The 18148-nt window shown below is 30.5% G+C and carries 26 protein-coding genes and 2 pseudogenes; all 28 read right to left on the bottom strand.

Features of this window, described 5'->3' with window-relative positions; genetic code table 11:
- Nucleotides 1-55: 55 nt before the first annotated feature.
- Complete coding sequence (locus tag J3U63_RS05595; RefSeq protein WP_267370841.1) at nucleotides 56-703, bottom strand: hypothetical protein; 648 nt, start codon at nucleotides 701-703, stop codon at nucleotides 56-58.
- Nucleotides 684-1499: pseudogene (locus J3U63_RS05590) on the bottom strand (RHS repeat-associated core domain-containing protein); the annotation flags it as partial. The pseudogene J3U63_RS05590 and the gene J3U63_RS05595, both read right to left, overlap by 20 nt.
- A 70-nt stretch (nucleotides 1500-1569) precedes the next feature.
- Nucleotides 1570-2109, bottom strand: coding sequence for an imm11 family protein (locus J3U63_RS05585; RefSeq protein WP_267370836.1), 540 nt, complete (start codon nucleotides 2107-2109; stop codon nucleotides 1570-1572).
- Between the two features lie 555 nt (nucleotides 2110-2664).
- A complete protein-coding gene (locus tag J3U63_RS05580) occupies nucleotides 2665-3261 on the bottom strand; it encodes a hypothetical protein (RefSeq protein ID WP_267370834.1) in 597 nt (198 codons plus the stop codon).
- An 88-nt stretch (nucleotides 3262-3349) separates the two neighbouring features.
- Complete coding sequence (locus J3U63_RS05575; RefSeq protein WP_267370832.1) at nucleotides 3350-3946, bottom strand: hypothetical protein; 597 nt, start codon at nucleotides 3944-3946, stop codon at nucleotides 3350-3352.
- 174 nt (nucleotides 3947-4120) lie between these two features.
- The gene (locus J3U63_RS05570) at nucleotides 4121-4564 is read right to left on the bottom strand and encodes a hypothetical protein (protein ID WP_267344159.1); all 444 of its coding nucleotides are present in this window, start codon (nucleotides 4562-4564) and stop codon (nucleotides 4121-4123) included.
- Between the two features lie 295 nt (nucleotides 4565-4859).
- Nucleotides 4860-5051, bottom strand: a complete 192-nt coding sequence (locus J3U63_RS05565; protein WP_267332769.1) for a hypothetical protein — start codon at nucleotides 5049-5051, stop codon at nucleotides 4860-4862.
- Between the two features lie 438 nt (nucleotides 5052-5489).
- Nucleotides 5490-5804, bottom strand: coding sequence for a hypothetical protein (locus tag J3U63_RS05560; protein WP_267344160.1), 315 nt, complete (start codon nucleotides 5802-5804; stop codon nucleotides 5490-5492).
- 39 nt (nucleotides 5805-5843) lie between these two features.
- Nucleotides 5844-6068, bottom strand: coding sequence for a hypothetical protein (locus J3U63_RS05555; protein ID WP_267344161.1), 225 nt, complete (start codon nucleotides 6066-6068; stop codon nucleotides 5844-5846).
- Nucleotides 6069-6251: 183 nt separating this feature from the next.
- Nucleotides 6252-6836, bottom strand: a complete 585-nt coding sequence (locus tag J3U63_RS05550) for a hypothetical protein (RefSeq protein WP_267370830.1) — start codon at nucleotides 6834-6836, stop codon at nucleotides 6252-6254.
- Between the two features lie 252 nt (nucleotides 6837-7088).
- Complete coding sequence (locus tag J3U63_RS05545; RefSeq protein WP_267370828.1) at nucleotides 7089-7661, bottom strand: imm11 family protein; 573 nt, start codon at nucleotides 7659-7661, stop codon at nucleotides 7089-7091.
- A 49-nt stretch (nucleotides 7662-7710) separates the two neighbouring features.
- On the bottom strand, nucleotides 7711-8283 hold the full coding sequence (locus J3U63_RS05540) for an imm11 family protein (RefSeq protein ID WP_267370825.1): 573 nt from the start codon (nucleotides 8281-8283) through the stop codon (nucleotides 7711-7713).
- A 70-nt stretch (nucleotides 8284-8353) separates the two neighbouring features.
- Nucleotides 8354-8893, bottom strand: a complete 540-nt coding sequence (locus J3U63_RS05535) for an imm11 family protein (RefSeq protein WP_267370824.1) — start codon at nucleotides 8891-8893, stop codon at nucleotides 8354-8356.
- A 49-nt stretch (nucleotides 8894-8942) separates the two neighbouring features.
- A complete protein-coding gene (locus J3U63_RS05530) occupies nucleotides 8943-9515 on the bottom strand; it encodes an imm11 family protein (RefSeq protein WP_267370823.1) in 573 nt (190 codons plus the stop codon).
- A 202-nt stretch (nucleotides 9516-9717) separates the two neighbouring features.
- Nucleotides 9718-10056: a DUF7716 domain-containing protein gene (locus J3U63_RS05525; RefSeq protein WP_267332763.1), complete on the bottom strand. Its 339-nt coding sequence runs from the start codon at nucleotides 10054-10056 to the stop codon at nucleotides 9718-9720.
- A 122-nt stretch (nucleotides 10057-10178) separates the two neighbouring features.
- On the bottom strand, nucleotides 10179-10628 hold the full coding sequence (locus J3U63_RS05520) for an SMI1/KNR4 family protein (protein WP_267370820.1): 450 nt from the start codon (nucleotides 10626-10628) through the stop codon (nucleotides 10179-10181).
- Between the two features lie 529 nt (nucleotides 10629-11157).
- Complete coding sequence (locus J3U63_RS05515) at nucleotides 11158-11706, bottom strand: SMI1/KNR4 family protein (protein WP_267370819.1); 549 nt, start codon at nucleotides 11704-11706, stop codon at nucleotides 11158-11160.
- A gap of 294 nt (nucleotides 11707-12000) precedes the next feature.
- Nucleotides 12001-12114: pseudogene (locus J3U63_RS13390) on the bottom strand (SMI1/KNR4 family protein); the annotation flags it as partial.
- 354 nt (nucleotides 12115-12468) lie between these two features.
- Nucleotides 12469-13374, bottom strand: a complete 906-nt coding sequence (locus J3U63_RS05510; RefSeq protein WP_267370818.1) for a hypothetical protein — start codon at nucleotides 13372-13374, stop codon at nucleotides 12469-12471.
- A 33-nt stretch (nucleotides 13375-13407) separates the two neighbouring features.
- Nucleotides 13408-13479, bottom strand: coding sequence for a hypothetical protein (locus tag J3U63_RS13385; protein WP_416380301.1), 72 nt, complete (start codon nucleotides 13477-13479; stop codon nucleotides 13408-13410).
- 446 nt (nucleotides 13480-13925) lie between these two features.
- Entirely contained in the window at nucleotides 13926-14225 is a 300-nt protein-coding gene (locus J3U63_RS05505) for a hypothetical protein (RefSeq protein ID WP_267332760.1), read from the bottom strand.
- A gap of 160 nt (nucleotides 14226-14385) precedes the next feature.
- Entirely contained in the window at nucleotides 14386-14826 is a 441-nt protein-coding gene (locus J3U63_RS05500; RefSeq protein WP_267370817.1) for a hypothetical protein, read from the bottom strand.
- A 188-nt stretch (nucleotides 14827-15014) separates the two neighbouring features.
- On the bottom strand, nucleotides 15015-15221 hold the full coding sequence (locus J3U63_RS05495) for a hypothetical protein (protein WP_267370814.1): 207 nt from the start codon (nucleotides 15219-15221) through the stop codon (nucleotides 15015-15017).
- On the bottom strand, nucleotides 15222-16073 hold the full coding sequence (locus J3U63_RS05490; RefSeq protein ID WP_267332758.1) for an immunity 22 family protein: 852 nt from the start codon (nucleotides 16071-16073) through the stop codon (nucleotides 15222-15224). It abuts the gene before it with no gap.
- Nucleotides 16074-16186: 113 nt separating this feature from the next.
- Nucleotides 16187-16465 (bottom strand): DUF7710 domain-containing protein, encoded by a 279-nt coding sequence (locus J3U63_RS05485; RefSeq protein ID WP_267332757.1) that lies wholly within the window; start codon nucleotides 16463-16465, stop codon nucleotides 16187-16189.
- 141 nt (nucleotides 16466-16606) lie between these two features.
- The gene (locus J3U63_RS05480) at nucleotides 16607-17056 is read right to left on the bottom strand and encodes an SMI1/KNR4 family protein (RefSeq protein ID WP_267332756.1); all 450 of its coding nucleotides are present in this window, start codon (nucleotides 17054-17056) and stop codon (nucleotides 16607-16609) included.
- Nucleotides 17049-17414: a hypothetical protein gene (locus tag J3U63_RS05475; protein WP_267332755.1), complete on the bottom strand. Its 366-nt coding sequence runs from the start codon at nucleotides 17412-17414 to the stop codon at nucleotides 17049-17051. The genes J3U63_RS05480 and J3U63_RS05475 overlap by 8 nt, the downstream gene beginning before the upstream one ends.
- A gap of 353 nt (nucleotides 17415-17767) precedes the next feature.
- Nucleotides 17768-18148 (bottom strand): hypothetical protein (locus J3U63_RS05470; protein ID WP_267370811.1); only part of this gene is annotated, 381 nt, incomplete at its 5' end.

The raw sequence follows: 18148 nt of genomic DNA, 5'->3' as shown, positions 1-18148 counted from the left end.
TGTTGGCTATTATTGCAGTTCAAGATAAGTAATAAAGATTTAATGAACATGTTTTTTATGGGTAGAGTTGTTCTTCATAACCATTAGAATATTTACTCGTTATTTTAACTAATTCACCTTTGTTGTATTCAAAAAAATTGGTAAAGCATGTACACTCATTTGTTTCATGTTGTCTTATTTTAACATTTATCTCTGTAAGCTTATCATCATTATAAATATATTCCGAAACTCCATATCCATATTCAGAATAATTTATCCAATATTTTGCTTGTTTTTTTTCATTTATCAAAAATGAAATATTACGTACATTATTTGTACCACTTGCAAAATAGATTGATTCAATATGATTTTCATCATAAAAATAGTACTCTTTATTAACAATATTTTCTGATTGACCATAAATTTCAGTTAAAAGCAAATTATTATTATTATCAAAGTAATATACATGTGTATAATCGATATTTTTTGGTAATGCCTTTAATTCTCTACCCTTTTTGAAACCATCTAGCTGAAAATCAAATGGTTTAATATTAACACTTGGACCTTTAGATATTTTTTTATATGCAAATTCTGACAAAGCATTTTGATAATATTCATCATTTATTTTTTTGGGGGACAACATAATATTTTCATATTTTTTCTTAAGGATATTTATTATGTTAACTAAATTCAATTTTCCTAGTTTAATATTCAAATGTTCCATTTAATAGCTCCTTACCTATCTTTATCAATTCATTAGTGAATTCATTAGAGTCATTTATATTTATAAGTCTATTATAAACATTCTCCATATATATATCAGTATGAACTTTAGAATGAGCAATTGCTTTAGTTTGTGCCTTTGCTTTATCTTTAGAAGAAGTCGGTAAATATGCCCCATTTTCAAATGAATTTTTATCCACTTCTAGCACTTTCATCTTATCTCTAAGTTTTTTCATTCTTACATCTTGTGAATTAGACATAACAATATGGTGTGCTGAATAATTATAGTTTGGCACAGGTACATGCGCTTTTTTCATATTAGTACGTAATTTTTTAGCATCTGTACGACAACTCCAGCCCCACGGATCAATCCACATCAGTGAGTTAGGCGCATACTGATACAGATTAAACCCACCCAGTAACCCAATCGGATCCGGCTGCGTGAATCTGCCTATATCAGGGTCATAGTACCTGAAAGTATTGTAATGTAAGCCCGTTTCTCTGTCTAAATACTGTCCCTGATACCTTAGGTTCTGTTGTATATCGGTATGTTCGATTTCCTGTATCGGCTTGCCCCACAGCTGATAGCTGCATGCCCATACAGTGTGACCGTCTTCATCAGTAAGTTCTTCCGGAGCACCGTTGACATCGGTGTGGTAGTACAGCACTTTCTGTTCCGTACCGGTGGTCTCTACTCTAGCTAAGGGTTCATAGCCGCTTTCATCAGTGTAGATATAGACGCTTTTGCTTCTGTCAGTACGGGTTTCCTGAATTATGCTTAGCCCGTCCCACAGATAGCGTTTTGTTTATCAGATGTCTTGCCTGACTATTGTTAATAGCCAGGTTTACTAAATTGAATTATATGGATCAATCTATTCCTTTTACTTTATTTTTAATAAAAAACTGTCGTAATGACTCTGAAATCACAATTCGCCCTTCAGATTCTTCGCACCTTGCCATACAAAATTGCTCATTTATATTTTCTTTAAAGACCATTTTATAAAATTCTTTTGGTCCATCAGGATCATTATCTAATATTGGTACATATTCAGATTTATTCATATCAATACAGGATATTAAACGCAGAATATTTAATACCTTATAACCAGAATGGCTGCAACCATTAACAGTTATAGTTGCATCTATTAGCTGGACATCATGTAAAAAATCTTGATTGTTTGAAAGTAAATTGGCAAGTCTAGGCGAGATAAAAACAGGACCATCACTGAAATAAATATCATAAGAGAGTAAACGTTTTTCACTGACTTTATTTTCTAATTTAAAAACTAATGGTTTATTTAATTGAATCTCCTTGAATTCTATAAATTCGTAACTGGCAACTACAGTTGAGTCATATTGGAACCAATAACTATTAGGATAATTACTTATCATAAGTTCATAAATCATATCAACATCCATTAGACGACCTAATTGAATTTTTATTTAAAATAGTTTTTCCACTACGTAAACCAATTCTTCTTAAAAGTATTGTAATGTAAGCCAGTTTGTTTGTCTAAATATTGCTCTTGATAGCTTAGGATTCTGCTGTATTTCTGTTAGGTGGTGTTCTGTTCATAATGATAATGCTTGTCTGTGTTTGTTGTGGGGATATCTGTTTGCGTCGTAGGTGTATTACAGGCCACGGAAGTGAAGTAGCTGGTTAAAGCGGACCAGGTTCTGGTTGTCGGTACTGCTGTCTTGGTTGCGTCTTTTATCCAGCAGGTTGGCGGCGGCATCGTATTGTAGGGTTTCCCAGTAGGCTTGGTTGCGGCAGCTTTCGATTCGGCCGGTGACGTCATAATGGTAATCGGTCTGTCCCTGACGGGTGTTTTTTTACTCACCAGTCTGTCCAGATTGTCGTACTGGTAACGGCGGTCGGTAAGAATGTCGGATATGATAGCCGAAAAGATTGGGAAAATCTTTTCGGCATGCTATTATATTTTCAATAGCATAAGTATCTTGCTATTTAATCTTGACTTTCTCTACACATACCCCAACTAATTTGATAGTTTTCAGCCTTTCATAAATACTTTCATATAAAAGTAAACCCAATTCCGTACAGCATATTGGATATGGTGGATATTCGCGCTCAAGTAAAAACCACGGCGCTCTTTCTCTTCTTGAGTGAAAATGGCATTCAGGGCAGACAAAAAGACGCTCATTTTCAGGAATAGGTTGTCCATCAAAAAGATATGGTTTTTCACCTCTCAGTACAACGTAATCATATTTACTAATAAAAGTTATAAATGGCTGTTTATGCTTTTCACTTTCCACTTTATTATAAATAAAACCTATATTTAAATGTTTTTCAGCATCTTCACCCAGCAAACTAAATAAGCGCAGCGACATAATACTAGGTATCAGAAGACGACCTACCATGGGCATATCTAGGTTTTTCCTGATTTTCCCATCCGTAATCACATCCATACCACCGTGAGGTAGTTTTAGTGTATGGCAATAATGACAAAATTGCTCTTTGTTTTTACGCTCCCATTCGGGAACGATATCGACAGTGTCCATTCCTGAATAATACAGGTGATAAAGTGGCTCACGCTTCATTTCTGTATACCTTATATCTGTTATTAATTATATTTTCCCAAACAGCACCAACAAGCCTGCTATTATGATTTCAAGAATACGTATCTTGCTATTTAACTTTGACTTTCTCTACAAGTACCCCAACTAATTTAATATTTTTCAGCCTTTCATAAATACTTTCATATAAAAGTAAACCAAATTCCGTACAGCATATTGGATATGGTGGATATTCGCGCTCAAGTAAAAACCTTGGCGCTCTTTCTCTTCTTGATTGGAAATGGCATTCAGGACAGACAACTAGACGATCATTCTCAGGAACAGGCTGTCCATCAAAAATATTTGGCGTTTCACCTCTCAGTACAACGTAATCATATTTACTAATAAAAGTCATAAATGGCTGTTTATGCTTTTCACTTTCCACTTTATTATAAATAAAACCTATATTTAAATGTTTTTCAGCCTCTTCACCCAGCAAATTCAATAAGCGCAGCGACATAATACTAGGTATCATAAGATCGCCTACCATGGGCATATCTAGGTTTTTTCTAATTTTGCCATCCGTAATCACATCCATACCACCGTGAGGTAGTTTTAGTCTATGGCAATAATGACAAAATTGCTCTCTGTTTTTATGCTCCCATTCGGGAACGATATCGACAGTGTCTATTCCTGAATAATACAGGTGATAAAGTGGTTCACGCTTCATGGATATTCCTTAAATTTACCATTATTTATATTTTTCCAAACAGCACTTTCAATATTCGTATTGTTTTGTGCATTAGTTTTGTGTTTTTCGATAAGAACTTTTATCAAATGGTTAGCTACTTTTGCAATCTATCTAAGGCAATAACGCCTTAAGCGCTGTAAATTTTTAAAATTTTCAGTCCTCTAGATCTTTTAGCCATTTTTGATATCTTTCCGGATCTTTGGCAATCAATGTTTTTAATGTTTCAAACACATCTTTTATTCCTGAAGGATCCACTTTATATTTATTAAATACAAAAATAATTCCCTCTGCGATGGTATCAAGAACATAGAACATTTGTTGCTTATAACAACTAAACGTTTTATAAGGTATAAAAATTGTGAAATAAACCACTTTGTTTTTTGACGATGTTGTAGGACCGTAGACTAAATTTTTGTGTTCTTGTGTAGCAGATATGGTAAATACTAATTCATAATCTGTTGTTTTAAACAATTTGTCATAATGTGGAAGTGTTTTGTTTAATTTATTGAGATTTGATCTCCACGGATTTAAAACCGTATTAGTAATCTCGTAACAAACGCCAACTTCAGCCCACAAGAATAAAAAATCAATTTTCATTACATCATCCTTTCGATTTATCACTGTTTTGATTTTAAGTGCTATTTTCCATTTAAACAACAATATATATTCAGCACAATTAAATTTTTTTAATGGGAGATTCAGTGAAAAAGCTGGTGGCGTTTTATATGCTAAGTAAGGTAAATAATGGCTTAAGTTTTATTCACTCTTGTGTCACGCTATCTAATTGCTGTTTGGCATAACTCACTACATCCTCAATACTCGATCGGTCTAAACTCGCTATCCTGTAGGTTGATGTGGCATGGTATTGTGGGCTACCCAGTAAGCTTGTCGTTTATTCTAAAATGAGATTTTTTAATTTATTCGATATAATTGCAGGAGGCAAATTGCTATTTTGATAAATGATAGTAGTGCCGCTATTAAATTCTATTTCAATTTGTTCAATATCCGTTTCTTGTTTTATTGTATATTCTGGTAACAGTAAGATCGTATTAGATTGTAATAGATCATTAAATGTTGTTTTCATTATCCCGTGATAATCACTTAAATTGATATAGTTTATATAATTGATGTTTTTGGACAATTTATTATCGATTGTTTCATACCCATTTCGCTGTTTTTTGGGAATGCATATTTCTATATTAAAAAGATTTAAAGTTGCCGTATACAAAAAAGCTGATTTCATCACACTTAATTGACAATCATTAATAAATGTCTATTTTCTGGAGTTGAAAAACACGCTAAAAACCACCTTTTTTATAACATCTACGATATCTAAATCTACCATACTCATATTTGACATCCATTTTTTAGCCCTTTAATCCATCAGGTATCATACAAAACAACGACACGGTGTGATACATGTAATTTTTGCCGTTCAATCGATGCCGTATAGTGTTACTCATTAAATCGGTCAATATTAAGATCACAGCACAGATAAAATAAAGTCTACCACTCAATCCCTTTAGTCACTATTGATATATATATTTAATCCATCATTAAAAGATTCTTTTAAAAAATTAATAAAATCAATAATTGATTGCGGTTGGAATTTTTTTATTTTAATAAGATTTTCAAGTTCTTTTATTAACGGCTGAATTTCCCCATATAGAATAATTGTATCAGCATAATAATCATCAAGTTTTTTTATTATTGAATACTGATTTATTGGTTTTGCTTTATTGAATAATTCATCGTAATCAAATTTTTCAAGTGAAAATATCGGTGAATTTTCATCTATTTCTTTTTGATTACTTGATGCTATAAAATCCAAAGCCATAAATACCTCATATTTTAATTATTATCTATTGTGAGATGTTTATCTTACTTCATTATTTTTACTTTCTCGAATTTTAGCTAAAGCTTTTTCAAGCCGACTAAGATTTTGATATTTGGTTGTAACTGTACTTCTAGCTAAATAATCAAACCATCCATCAACAGCAATATCAAATAACTCCTGACCTTCTGGTGTAAGGTTTGATTTTTTAAGAACCGTATCAGTTTTTAAATTACCCTCTTCATCAAACGGTTCAACATCGATCAATAATTCATGTTTTTTAAAAAACCAAATAAAGCTGTTGAGCTTTGCATAACGCTATCTTGCCACCATTTGTTTTTATTTCTAGTAAGCAACATTGGTAAATTATGTAAAGTATAATCAATTTCGTTCATTATTTTATTTCACTAACAGTTAACTATCGGGTCAGGCTACGTGAATATGTCTATATCAGTACGAAAATATGAAGTCATTATCAATATACTGTTTGGATAAATTTATTCCTTTTACTTTATTTTTTATAAAAAACTGTCGTAACGACTCTGACATCATAATTCGCCCTATAGATTCTTCACATCTTGCCATACAAAATTGCTCATTTATATTTTCTTTTAAGACCATTTTATAAAATTTTTTGGGTCCATCTGGATAATCATCTAATATTGGTACATATTCAGATTTATTCATATCAATACAGGATATTAAACGAAGAAAATTTAATACTTTATAACCAGAATAGCTGCAACCATTAACAGTTATAGTTGCATCTATTAGCTGGACATCATTTAAAAAATCTTGATTGCTTGAAAGTAAATTGGCAAGTCTAGGCGAGATAAAAACAGGACCACTACTGAAATAAATATCATAAGAGAATAAACGTTTTTCACTTACTTTTTTTTCTAATTTAAAAACTATTGGGTTATTCGATTGAATCTTTTTGCATTGTAAAAGTTCGTAATAATCATCTCCTGTTGAGACATATTGGAACCAATAACGATCAGGATAACAAGAAGATATCATAAGTTCATAAATCATAACAACATCCTTTAAAATGCTTAATTGAATTTTTATTTAAAATAGTTTTCCACTACGTGGTTCAATTCTTTTTGTTTTTATTTGTTTCTTTATGGTTTCTTTATATTGCTTTTGTGTCCAATTTTCCTTTTGACCCTTGTTATGAATTTCTTTCATTTAAGTTTGCATAAGCTGATGTAGCGGATTAAGTTGAATAAATCTACCTACATCAGATCGCTGTACTTTAACGTATTGTAATAGATGGCTTCACTATTATCCATAGATAGGTTGATTACATGATGTGGATAAATCTATTCCTTTTACTTTATTGTTTATAAAAAACTGTCGTAACGACTCTGAAATCACAATTATCCCTTCAGATTCTTCACACCTTGCCATACAAAATTGCTCATTGATATCTTCTTTAAAGACGATTTCAAAAAATTTTTTTGGTCCATCAGGATAACTCTCTAATAATGGTATATATTCAGATTTATTCATATCAATACAGGATATTAAACGAAGAATATTTAATACTTTATAACCAGAATAGCTGCAACCATTAACTATTATTGTCGCATCTATTAGCTGGACGTCATGCAAAAAATCTTGATTGCTTGAAAGTAAATTGGCAAGTCTAGGCGAGATAAAAATAGGACCACTACTAAAATAAAAATCATAAGAGAGTAAACGTTTTTCACTAACTTTGTCTTTTAATTTAAAAACTATTGGGTTATTCGATTGAATCTTTTTGCATTGTAAAAGTTCGTAATAATCATCTCCTGTTGAGACATATTCGAACCAATAACGATTAGCATAATTGCATACCATTAATTCATAAATCATAACAACATCCTTTAAAATACTTAATTGAATTTTTATTTAAGCTTCACTATTATCCATAGATAGATTGATTACATGATGTGGATAAATCTATTCCTTTTACTTTATTGTTTATAAAAAACTGGCGTAACGACTCTGACATCACAATCTTCCCTTCAGATTCTTCACACCTTGCCATACAAAATTGCTCATTTATATCTTCTTTAAAGACGATTTTGAAAAAACTCATCGGTCCATCAGGATAATCATCTAATATTGGTACATATTCAGATTTATTCATATCAATACAGGATATTAAACGAAGAATATTTAATACTTTATAACCAGAATAGCTGCAACCATTAACTATTATTGTCGCATCTATTAGCTGGACATCATGTAAAAAATCTTGATTGCTTGAAAGTAAATTGGCAAGTCTAGGCGAGATAAAATCAGGACCATCACTAAAATAAAAATCATAAGAGAATAAACGCTTTTCACTGACTTTGTCTTTTAATTTAAAAACTAAGGGTTTATTTATTTGAATCTCCTTGCATTCTATAAATTTGTAATTGGCAACGACAGTTGAGTCATATTGGAACCAATAACGATTAGCATAATTAGCTATCATAAATCTATAAATCATAACAACATCCTTTAAAAGGTTTACTTAAGCTTCACTATTATCCATAGAAAAGTTGATTACATTGTGTGGATCAATCTATTCCTTTTACTTTATTGTTTATAAAAAACTGGCGTAACGACTCTGACATCACAATTCGCCCTATAGATTCTTCACACCTTGCCATACAAAATTGCTCATTTATATCTTCTTTAAAGACCATTTTATAAAATTTCATTGGTCCATCAGGATAATCATCTAATATTGGTTCATATTCCGATTTATTCATATCAATACAGGATATTAAACGAAGAAAATTTAATGCTTTATAACCAGAATAGCTACGACCATTAACAATTATAGTTGCATCTATTAGCTGGACATCATGTAAAAAATCTTGATTGTTTGAAAGTAAATTGGCAAGTCTAGGCGAGATAAATTCAGGACCATCACTAAAATAAAAATCATAAGAGAGTAAACGCTTTTCACTCACTTTTTTTTCTAATTTAAAAACTAAGGGTTTATTTGATTGAATCTTTTTGCATTGTAAAAATTCGTAAAGATCAACTACAGTTGAGTCATATTGGAACCAATAACTATTGGGATAATTACCTAGCATAAGTTGATAAATCATAACAACATCCTTTAAAATACTTAATTGAATTTTTATTTAAGCTTCACTATCATCCATAGATAGATTGATTACATGATGTGGATAAATCTATTCCTTTTACTTTATTGTTTATAAAAAACTGGCGTAACGACTCTGACATCACAATTCGCCCTTCAGATTCTTCACACCTTGCCATACAAAATTGCTCTTTTATATCTTCTTTAAATACGATTTTAAAAAATCTCATTGGTCCATCAGGGTAATCATCTAATATTGGTTCATATTCAGATTTATTCATATCAATACAAGATATTAAACGAAGAATATTTAATACTTTATAACCAGAATAGCTGTGACCATTAACAGTTATAGTTGCATCTATTAGCTGGACATCATGTAAAAAATCTTGATTGTTTGAAAGTAAATTGGCAAGTCTAGGCGAGATAAAATCAGGACCATCACTAAAATAAAAATCATAAGAGAATAAACGCTTTTCACTGACTTTGTCTTTTAATTTAAAAACTAAGGGTTTATTTATTTGAATCTCCTTGCATTCTATAAATTCGTAATTGGCAACGACAGTTGAGTCATATTGGAACCAATAACGATCAGGATAATTACCTATCATAAGTTGATAAATCATAACAACATCCTTTAAAATAATTACTTGAATTTTTATTTAAAATAGTTTTCCACTACGTGGTTCAATTCTTTTTGTTTTTATACGTTTATTTAAAGCTTCTTTAAATTGCTTTTGTATCCAATTTTCCTTTTGATCCTTGTTATGAATTTCATTCATTTAAGTTTTCATATCCAATGAGTATTGATAATATGATCGGGTATATTTAGAAATCTAAAAAATCATCATATTCAGAATAATAATTTAAGGCTTTTATAAAGTCTTTTGTTGTAGCTGAAGGTTTCTGTTCCATCACTGAATCGATTACATCAGCAAATTGCTCTCCTGAATAAAGAAAGTATAGTTTCTTTTTTAAAACAAAAGATGGATAGATTTCTTTTCCATCATCATCCACATTTGGATAGTCACCAATATAATAACTTTTGTTACTCTTTAAATCTTCATCAAATTCGCCATAAAGACAAAAATTATCATTTCTTTCTGTTGGGTTTTTTATATAAGAAATAATATCGTTTACTGGATAAAGGTTACCTTTAATCAGCATAGTATAAGTACTCCATAATAAAATTTAATATAATTTTTTACCTGTTAATACATTTAATCTTACACATCGGTCTTCTTTGCTGACTCGCCAGAGATAACGTCCACCATTTCCTTTAGGATTATCTAAATTTCTTCATCAAAAAGGTTGTTTATAAAATCAGAAAATGATTTACAAACTAAATAGACATTTTCCATATTAGGATTTTCTCCCTCATCAGCTTCAAGCTCATGATCCCAAAAATAGATCTGGTTTTCTTCATTTTTTAGTTTCATAATAACAAGGTTACCCCCTGCATCATGGGCAATGGGAATAAAACCTGATGGAATCCTATTTTTATAATTAAAATAATACTTTTCAAGGTTGCTATTTTTTTCTTTCCCTAAGCTAAGAAATTGGTCAACAGAAAATGCGTCAATTCTATCTGAAAAAAATTTAAAAGAAGCCGGGAAAGGTCTTCCTTCATTAAACTTTATCAAAAAATCTTTATAATCGTTTGGTAAAATACTTTGTATTTTTTTCTCAAAATCAGAGATATCTTGTAATGTTACCGTTTTTCTAGAACAAATGATCATAACTATAAATTACCTTTTACTTATTAAAATGCCACCTGAATGTCGTATTGCATTATGTAAATCGGTGGAATCAGCTGCATATATCCAGAGTTCTGATAGTGATGCCAGTAAATCCTTAATTTTCTTTACCATTAGGCCACAACAAAAGCCTAATGGATCAATCCATATCAATCCACTAGCGCATACTGATACAAATTAAACCCACCCAAGAGCCCTATCGTATCCGACTGCGTAAATCTACCTATATCAGGTCGCTGTACCTTAAAATATTGTAATGTAGGCTAATTTATTTGTCTAAATATTGCCCTTGAGATCTTAGGTTCTATTGTATTTTGGTTAGGTGGTTTCCGGCATAATAGCGATAATGCTGGGTACCACTGGTAGTCTGTTTGCTTTGCGGTTGGCTATTGCGAGTATAGCTGAATTATTGTAGCTGACTATGTAAAACTTCGTATTGTGTATAAGCTTTGTTATCGATATAAGTTAACTATTAGATGAAACAAAAAGTAATACAATTATATTAAAAAATTCATAAGTCATCTTCACAAACTAATTTAGACATAAATTCATTAAAGCTATTACACAGGAAAAGTGTACTTTTACTTTGATTATCAGATACCGATAGATTGTCAGACCATGTATCGAAAGTGCAATAGTAAATTTTTCCATTGTTGATATTAATACAAAAATAATTACCACCAGCATCCCTAGCAAAAGGTAGTAAATTTTTGGCCAATAAATTTCTATCCCATAAATTTTTAGCTATTGTGTCCATCAAATAGTTTTTATCATTATTAAATTTTTTATAATGTTTAATTGGAGTCAACTCATGGATTGTGACATATTCATGTTTAGGATCGAACCATGTATTATTTTCAGGCATACCACCATTATGTTTTAATAAAAATTCTTTTAATTGTTCTGGAATTTTTATTTTTAAACTATTTTCAATTTCACTTATATCATTTATGTTAACTGATTTTTGAGAATCGTAAAATTTGTTGCTTTTACGAGGTTTAATATCTTCATATTCTATAACGCAATCTTTGTTTTCTTCATCTTCAGTTAAACAATCCAAGAATTTTCCCAATGAATCAAATAAATACTATTTTTTTCAAAATTTTGTTCTTTACTAAGCGTAGTATCCCAAGCAAATCTAATGTATTGATATATAGCACTAGTATCAATATTTATACATAAAATCCATCACCATAATCCAGTGCAAAAGGTAGCAAAGTTTTCGGTAATTTATTTTCATTCCAATGTTCTAATACAATTCCTTCTAGTAAGAAATCAGGGTCATTTTTGAATGCTTGATTATATTTAATTGCAAGAAATTTTGAAATTTTAAATTTATATGGAAAACGATCAATTATACAAACATTTTGGTAAATATTTGGTAAATATTCCCTCCATTGCAAGTTAAATAAAGCTGTTTTAAAGATGAAGGAATTTTGATACCTGATTTATTTTCGCATTCGGTTAAATTATCATTAGTTTATTGTTTTTCGCATTTAAAAAATTTATTTTTATTCAACATTTTCTATCCAATAATATATTGTTAATAAACTAACAGCTTTTTGTTGATTTCATCGGTTTTTTTCCCATTAACCAACCCTTTTCCATTGATTATCGTACTTAATGCTAAATCGCATTTTTCTATCTGTAGTAGTCATTCCTACAAACTTTTTTTTAGTTGAGCCAAATTTTTTATATTAACTTTCTCAATTTTAGAACCTTTTTCTAATCAAGCTAAAGCTTTGTTTTTTTACTGACCAGTCGGTCGGGGTAGTCGTTCTAGTATCAGCTTAGTTTGATTATACAAATAAATATTATATTTTTAGAGAAATGCTATTTCAGCTCCACCTATATCTTCTACTTTTAATTTTTTAATTTTAACCCCTATTCCATGCTCTATATCACCTAACCAATCAAATAAAAAACCATATTGATATTCAACATCGGGAAATAAATAAATTTTTATTAATGTCAGTTTATCTAATTTTTTTTTGTAAACTTTATCAATGTATGAAGCTGTTGCCTGCTCAATTAAATGAAGAAGCTCAATTTGGTGAGATATAATAAAATTTATATCTGTTTTCATTTTTTCATCACATTCTTCAGACTCTAAATAAACAACTGAAATTTTTTGTGATCCAAAACAACTTAAAATTATATCTACAGCTATACCATCATCTTCACAATACACAGCCATTTTATCAAAATACATTTCGCCTATTTCACGAACATCTTCAACATCACTCTTTAATGCCAAAAGAGCAAGTTTATTAGATAATTCTTCACTGATAGATTTAAACAAATAGATAAATATTCCAATATTTTGATAATCTTGATCATCAATTGCATCTTTAGTGTATAACCAAATATTTTTTTTTAACCAATTTTTATCTATAGATAGGATAATATCTTGACATAATTTGGTATTTCCATCTAAATTTTTCATTACTTCTATGATATTTGGCAATAAGTTAACCTTCATTTCTTCTGGTAGTTGCTTAATTACATGTAATAATAAAGGGTTTACTACTCCTGTTAAATCTTTTCTAATTAATTCTACAGATTTAGGGGAATTTACTAATAAAAAAATGTTATCAAGCATACTATCTTGCAATTTAATACATTCTTTAATAGCATTTTGAATTTTATTCAATTCATACATTTTATTTTTTTCCAACATATTCATAGGGAGGGAGTTAAATAATTCAATAAATTTTTTAGGATACATTTTAAACCGACTGTATCAATCCACATCACCCCATTAAGCGCATACTGATACAGTATTATACCCATCCAAAAGCCCAATCGAGTCCGGCTGTGTAAATCTACCTATATCTGGGTCGCAGTACCTTAAGGTATTGTAATGTAAGCTAATTTATTTGTCTAAATATTGTGCTTGAGAGCTTAAGTTCTGTTGTATTTTTGTTAGGCGTGTTCGGCTCATAGCGATAGTACTGGGTACCGCTGGCAGTCTGTTTGCTGTGGGGAGAGCTGTTTGCTCCATAGGTGTATTGGAGGCAGTGTAAATCAAGCTGTTGGTTAAAGCGTAACAAGTTTTGATTTTGGATACTACAGTCCTCTTTGTGTCTTTTATCCAGTCGGTTGGTTACGGCATTGTATTGCAGGGTTTCCCTGTCGGCGTGATTGCGGCAATTTTCGATTCTGCCGGTGAGGTCATAGAAACAAAATTTAAAGTTAAATTAAAATTAACAAATCTCTTTTACAATTCTAGACTAATAAAGAGTTTAATTTTATAGCTTATATTTATATAAATTGAAACTAATTGTGTATTAAATACACATATGCAACTTTTTGGGGACCCTCATAAATTTCGAATTTATTTTGTGATTCCAAGCGGCTTTCTGGTGCTGTGTCCATTAAAAATCTTACCGCTCCTAAAGAGCATATCTCATTATTTTTAATTTCGCACTCACCTATCTCAAATACTACGCTCCATGCATTATTCGGCCATTCTTTATCCTCTTTAAAACGAGATACGGCATAGTATTTTCCCGCAGGTGGAATTGTTTTTCTGCCTCCTTTAGACTCTGGAAGCCATACAATCTTTACACGATTCATAAAAAATTATCTCCTATACTGCTCTAGTATAGTTTTCTAACGTTGATTGCTTTAATCTATGTTATCTTAGCGTGTTTATTTAAATCCATAACTTCAGCATATCTCGCCGGCCTTATACCATCAAGGTGAGTATTAAAATATAGTCTATTTTTTATAATTATCAATTTTTCTGGGCTAGTCCAAAATCAATATACCCTTCCGAACTTATAACAAGACACCATTTATTGGATGAATCAAAAAAATAATGATGTTGAGGGATATTTTTAATAGCAAATGCAAGAAAACGCTCAAATTGCTGATTTGTTAACTGCACTGCAAAATTCAAAGACGAATCATTGATATAATAAATTACGCTACTTTTTTTTATTTCAATAAATATATCATTGTTATATAAAAAATTTTTTATCAGGAATAACCAGTTAGAATAGTTTCCAAAAAGTTGACTGCTTTTATAGTTAATAGTTTTTGTCCAATCAATCTTTGTTCCTTTCCAATCAAAAGAATCTGATAATTTATCTGCAATCTCTCCCCAATTATCTATTAGTTTTGGTTGATCGAATAATTGAGTGAGTTGTATTTTGATTTCATCATCAAGTGTCATAAATTTTTCCATGATTGAGATGGATGCACAAATAGATTTTGAAGTTTGATTACTGCGGATTCAGTAGCATCAAATAAAAAGTGTTCACCTTTATCTTTTTCACTAAACACATTATATGAGATCCATTTTTTCCATCTACAGTTGTCATTCCTATAGGCTTTTGTTTAGTTGAGCCAAATTTTCCTATATTAACTTTTCATAGCTATACTACGGGTACCTCTGGCAGTTTGTTTGCTGTCGTAGGTGTATTGGAGGCAGTGTAAATCAAGTTGTTGGTTAAAGCCTACCACGTTTTGGTTTTCGGGTACTGCTGTCTTCGTTGCGCTTTTATCCAGTAGGTCAGTTGCGGCAGTTTTCGATTCTGCCGCTGATGACATAGTTTTAGTATTAACCAATTAAAATCTAAAAATCCCAATATACTTTAGTCCATTATAATTTTCTTTAAGAGGTTTTTGGATATTGAATTCACTTAATTCATCATCTGCTATATACCAAACTACAGCATTAGCTTGTTCTATACCTAATTGATGGCATTTTGTTTCAATTTGTTGTATGCAATCTAAATCTGATGTAACAAATTCATCAATCAGTTTATCAATTTTGACGCTTTTTTTTAACGGTTTAGGATAACCGATAAAGTCTTCATCATACCAATCATTACCCGTGTCTTTACAAAAACCACAGATTACATATTTAGGACTATCAATATCATGCTTATAGTCCAATTTAAAATATTTATTATATTCTCTAGTTGGCATAGTATTCGTACCTATCCATAGATGCCAATTTTTTGTAAGATCATCTTGTTCAATGATGGGATATTTAGAGTCAGCTTCAAATTCACCTATATATTTTAATCCATTGTAATTTTCTTTATAAGGTTCTTTTACCTCTAATTCCAATATTGGATCGTTATTAACATACCAAAATACTGCATTTGCCGATTTAATGCCTAATTCATTGCATTTTTCTATTATTTTTTTCTTTTCATTTTCATTTACTTCGACTTTATTGATAACAAAATCCATATCTTTAGGGGAAGAAAATTTTTCTAACATGATTAGATTTTCTGTCATGTATGCAATATTTCCAATATCTGCACAAAACGGACAGCTTGGTTTAAGATTTAGGTAATCTTTTTGTATTCCTTCAAATTGGTGAAAATAATTTTTGTATTCTTCATCTGAAGAAAAATTATTACCTATCCACAGGTGGATAGTAACTTTATCCGAATTTAAATGACTCATCACTAATATTCCTTATTTATAGACAATTGGGTTTAGCTTTCATATGTTTACTATGCATACTGTCTATTATAGCTTGCGATTTTGAAGTAGCTTTATTTAATTTATCCATTAATTTAATATGAAATTCTCTCACCATCTTGATAATGATAGTGTTCCAAATAAGCACTAGTAAATTTTTGAATAAATTTACTGCTATGCTGATAATCCGTTTTGGGTTCAAAAAAACCGTTTTCTGTCGTCCATTCATAGACACTTTTATTTAGAGGCATTTTTGTTAAAACGCCACTTAAAAGATTTTTTTTAATAAAGTTTTCTGCCTGTTCTAACTCGCTATACACACCTGAGCAAAAATCAGCTTCATGTCCATGAAAAACCCATATAAATGATGTCATTACTTTTTTTCATTTAGTCTATTTGATTTACTCTTTATTTTGAATACACCAGTCATAACCACTAACATCAACTGGCGTGCTTCTATTGGTACGAATTTCCTGAATCATTTTTAGTCAGTTATAAAAATTTTCATTCAATATTTACGTCCGTAGATTTACATATTCTTCAAAAAAAGATTCAAACGATGGAGCAAGAACATTTAATATTTTTTTTGAAAAAAGATCATAATTAATAATTTGTCCAAAAGTATCTTTTCTACAATCAACACACCAACATACTTCGTCATCCTTAAAATAGATAACCGCTAGATTCATCGGTAAGGAGTATTCATTTCGACATTGACAGGTATCATAATAAATACTACCTTCAGACTCTGTTAATGCATCATTATTCACTATGCCTGATATCTCTTCTTCTACAATACCGCCGCCACCAACTAATAAAATAAATTCTTTCAACTCGGCTGGTAATGACAATTTTAATTTATTTTCAAGTATTTTAATTTGAGATTCATCACAAGAACCTAGCCAATATACTTCATCTTCAGCTTCATTATGCAATTTCTCAATAAGGCTTTTAATCTTACTCATATATACCTAATTCTTCTGCTTTTCCGATTAACTCATCTTGCAACGTACCTTGTATTTCTTCGCCATTATAGGTTAAGACAAAATCACCATTAATATTAGGAGGAAAATGTGAGCCATCTATTGTTCCAAAAATTGTTGACATTGTGTCTACCATTACTATGCGTAAAAAATTAAAAATCGTTTCTTGGTCGTTGTTTGATAATCCGACGACTATACTTCTTAATCTTGAAAAAGGATCTGCTTCATTTATTGGTTGACTTGAGTCACTTAAGTTTACTTTATAATATTGAAGCCCTTCATCAAGTAATTCAGATAAAAGTGACTTAACTACTAATTCATCATTTTTTAAAATTTTCATTTAACATCCTTTTTTACTATTATGTTTTACCTTGTTTAATTCAGGATACATTTTTTATTTTTAGCTATTAATTCTTTAAGGGGATTATTGGTGATTTTAGGAGGGGTGCTTGTTAACGTTCAAATATTTCTCACTAATAACACTCTTGCACTTTCAAAATGATTTCCTGATGCTGTTTTTCATTATATCTTTTTATAAAATTTTTTATACTTGCTTTAGGCACATACTGATACAAGTTAACACCACCCAAAAGCCCAATCCGATCTAGCAGAAAACTGATGTAATAAGCATGCTAAATGAGCCGTTCGGACTCAATCCAATACCGACTATAAAAATACCCTATTTAAAGTTAATTATTTTTTACTTTCTCTGATTTGAGCTAAGCCATTTTCAAGACGACTTAGGTTTTGATATTTGTTAGCAGCTTGACTTCTATTTAAATATTTAAGCCATCCCTCTACAGCTGTATTAAATAATGCTAGACCTTCTGGTGTTACATTTTCCCTTTTAATCACTGTGTCGGTTTTTAATTTTCCTTGTTCATCAAAGGGCTCAATATCGATCAATAATTTTTGTTTTTTTAAAAAACCGAATAAAGCTGTGGCAGTGTCAATGACAGCATCTTGAAGTTTTTTGCTTTTATTTTTAGTAAGCAACATAGGAATATTATATAAAGGATAATCAATTATTTCTTTATTAAATGCAATTTTCAAATCCTTATCATTGATATATCC

Origin of the sequence: Gilliamella sp. B2838 (genome assembly GCF_026536185.1) — a bacterium.
GTDB lineage: Bacteria > Pseudomonadota > Gammaproteobacteria > Enterobacterales > Orbaceae > Gilliamella.
The sequence above is the reverse complement of the archived record's forward strand: the minus strand, read 5'-3'. Positions and strand labels throughout refer to the sequence as shown.

Coding starts and splice junctions, on each gene's coding strand:
- J3U63_RS05595 (WP_267370841.1), bottom strand. CDS start 703: ATGGAACATTTGAATATTAAACTAGGAAAATTGAATTTAGTTAACATA.
- J3U63_RS05585 (WP_267370836.1), bottom strand. CDS start 2,109: ATGATTTATGAACTTATGATAAGTAATTATCCTAATAGTTATTGGTTC.
- J3U63_RS05580 (WP_267370834.1), bottom strand. CDS start 3,261: ATGAAGCGTGAGCCACTTTATCACCTGTATTATTCAGGAATGGACACT.
- J3U63_RS05575 (WP_267370832.1), bottom strand. CDS start 3,946: ATGAAGCGTGAACCACTTTATCACCTGTATTATTCAGGAATAGACACT.
- J3U63_RS05570 (WP_267344159.1), bottom strand. CDS start 4,564: ATGAAAATTGATTTTTTATTCTTGTGGGCTGAAGTTGGCGTTTGTTAC.
- J3U63_RS05565 (WP_267332769.1), bottom strand. CDS start 5,051: ATGAAAACAACATTTAATGATCTATTACAATCTAATACGATCTTACTG.
- J3U63_RS05560 (WP_267344160.1), bottom strand. CDS start 5,804: ATGGCTTTGGATTTTATAGCATCAAGTAATCAAAAAGAAATAGATGAA.
- J3U63_RS05550 (WP_267370830.1), bottom strand. CDS start 6,836: ATGATTTATGAACTTATGATATCTTCTTGTTATCCTGATCGTTATTGG.
- J3U63_RS05545 (WP_267370828.1), bottom strand. CDS start 7,661: ATGATTTATGAATTAATGGTATGCAATTATGCTAATCGTTATTGGTTC.
- J3U63_RS05540 (WP_267370825.1), bottom strand. CDS start 8,283: ATGATTTATAGATTTATGATAGCTAATTATGCTAATCGTTATTGGTTC.
- J3U63_RS05535 (WP_267370824.1), bottom strand. CDS start 8,893: ATGATTTATCAACTTATGCTAGGTAATTATCCCAATAGTTATTGGTTC.
- J3U63_RS05530 (WP_267370823.1), bottom strand. CDS start 9,515: ATGATTTATCAACTTATGATAGGTAATTATCCTGATCGTTATTGGTTC.
- J3U63_RS05525 (WP_267332763.1), bottom strand. CDS start 10,056: ATGCTGATTAAAGGTAACCTTTATCCAGTAAACGATATTATTTCTTAT.
- J3U63_RS05520 (WP_267370820.1), bottom strand. CDS start 10,628: ATGATCATTTGTTCTAGAAAAACGGTAACATTACAAGATATCTCTGAT.
- J3U63_RS05510 (WP_267370818.1), bottom strand. CDS start 13,374: ATGTATCCTAAAAAATTTATTGAATTATTTAACTCCCTCCCTATGAAT.
- J3U63_RS05505 (WP_267332760.1), bottom strand. CDS start 14,225: ATGAATCGTGTAAAGATTGTATGGCTTCCAGAGTCTAAAGGAGGCAGA.
- J3U63_RS05500 (WP_267370817.1), bottom strand. CDS start 14,826: ATGACACTTGATGATGAAATCAAAATACAACTCACTCAATTATTCGAT.
- J3U63_RS05490 (WP_267332758.1), bottom strand. CDS start 16,073: ATGAGTCATTTAAATTCGGATAAAGTTACTATCCACCTGTGGATAGGT.
- J3U63_RS05485 (WP_267332757.1), bottom strand. CDS start 16,465: ATGACATCATTTATATGGGTTTTTCATGGACATGAAGCTGATTTTTGC.
- J3U63_RS05480 (WP_267332756.1), bottom strand. CDS start 17,056: ATGAGTAAGATTAAAAGCCTTATTGAGAAATTGCATAATGAAGCTGAA.
- J3U63_RS05475 (WP_267332755.1), bottom strand. CDS start 17,414: ATGAAAATTTTAAAAAATGATGAATTAGTAGTTAAGTCACTTTTATCT.